Origin of the sequence: Xanthomonas sp. SHU 308 (assembly GCF_000364645.1) — a bacterium.
In the GTDB taxonomy this organism is placed as follows: Bacteria; Pseudomonadota; Gammaproteobacteria; order Xanthomonadales; family Xanthomonadaceae; genus Xanthomonas_A; species Xanthomonas_A sontii.
This window is the reverse complement of the sequence record NZ_AQOK01000152.1, coordinates 1-1,530: the sequence shown is the minus strand read 5'-3', so window position 1 is coordinate 1,530 and position 1,530 is coordinate 1. Positions and strand designations below refer to the sequence as shown.

The 1,530-nt window shown below is 70.9% G+C and carries 1 protein-coding gene; it reads left to right on the top strand.

Going from position 1 to position 1,530, the window contains the following annotated elements:
• Positions 1-1,520 (top strand): acid phosphatase (acpA, locus tag D588_RS0106400; protein ID WP_017915396.1); only part of this gene is annotated, 1,520 nt, incomplete at its 5' end.
• Between the last annotated feature and the right edge of the window lie 10 nt (positions 1,521-1,530).

Below are 1,530 nucleotides of genomic sequence, written 5' to 3'. Positions count from 1 at the left end.
TGGATCGGCAGCTGCGGCAGAAGATCGAGCACGTGGTGGTGATCTACGCCGAGAACCGCAGCTTCAACAATCTGTTCCCCGAGTTCCCCGGGCTGCAGCAGCCGCTGTCCAAGGTGACGCCGGCGCAGGCGCGGCAGGTGGACCGCGACGGCAGCGTGCTCGACATCCTGCCGCCGATCTGGGGCGGACTGGCGCCGGACGAACAGGTGGTGGCGCATCGCCGCTACAAGATCGGCGAGGACGCGATCGGGCCGCTGCCCAATGCGCCGTTCGCGCTGCGCACGCCGGACGGCCAGCTGCTGCCGCACGGCATCGTGACCCGCGATCTGGTGCACCGCTTCTACGAGAATCAGATGCAGATCAACGGCGGCCGCAACGACGGCTTCGCCGCGTGGAGCGACGCCGGCGGCCTGGTGATGGGCCACTACGCCGATGCGCCGGCCACGCTGCGGCTGTGGAGCCTGGCGCGCGACTACACGCTATGCGACAACTTCTTCATGGGCGCGTTCGGCGGTTCGTTCCTCAACCATCAGTACCTGATCGCCGCGCAGGCGCCGTACTACCCCAAGGCCGACACCAGCCCGGGGCGGACGCAGATCAGCGTGCTGGCCAGCGACCGGCCCGACGAGATCCGCCTGGCGGTGCAGGACGATTCGCCGGGCACCGCGCTCAACGGCCGGCCGCGCTTCGTGCGCAACGGCGCGCTGACCCCGGATTTCTGGGCGATCAATACCCTGAGCCCGCCGTTCCAGCCCAGCACCAGCCAGGACCCGACGCGCCCGGACTACGCAGACCCCAACAGCCCCAACACGCTGCCGCCGCAGACCCACCGCCACATCGGCGACGCGCTCGACGCCAAGGGCGTGGACTGGGCCTGGTACGCCGGCGGCTGGGCGCTGGCGGTGCAGGGCAAGGGCGACACCGGCGACACCAGCGAGTTCCCGGGCAGTCCCAACTTCCAGATCCACCATCAGCCGTTCAACTACTTCGCCAACCTCGCCCCGGGCACGCCGGCGCGGGCGCGCCGGCTGCGCGACGGCGGCCTGGGCGACACCGCCCCGGAGAACCGCTTCCTCGCCGACGTGCAGGCCGGCACGCTGCCGCCGGTGACGTTCTACAAGCCGCAGGGCAACCTCAACATGCACGCCGGCTATTCCGACGTGGCCGCCGGCGATCGCCACATCGCGATGGTGGTGGAGGCGCTGCGCAACAGCCCGCTGTGGGACAAGACCGTCGTGTTCATCACCTTCGACGAGAACGGCGGCTGGTGGGACCACGTGGCGCCGCCCAAGGCCGACCGCTGGGGCCCGGGCTCGCGCATCCCGGCGCTGGTGGTGTCGCCGCACGCCAGGCGCGGCCACGTCGACCACAGCGTCTACGACACCGGCTCGATCCTGCGCTTCATCACCCGCCGCTTCGGCCTGGAGCCGTTGCCGGGCCTGGTCGAACGCGAACGTGCGATGCACGCCGCCAGCGGCGTGGTACCGGGCGACCTCACCGCCGCGCTGGATCTGGGTTAGACCGGCGCGC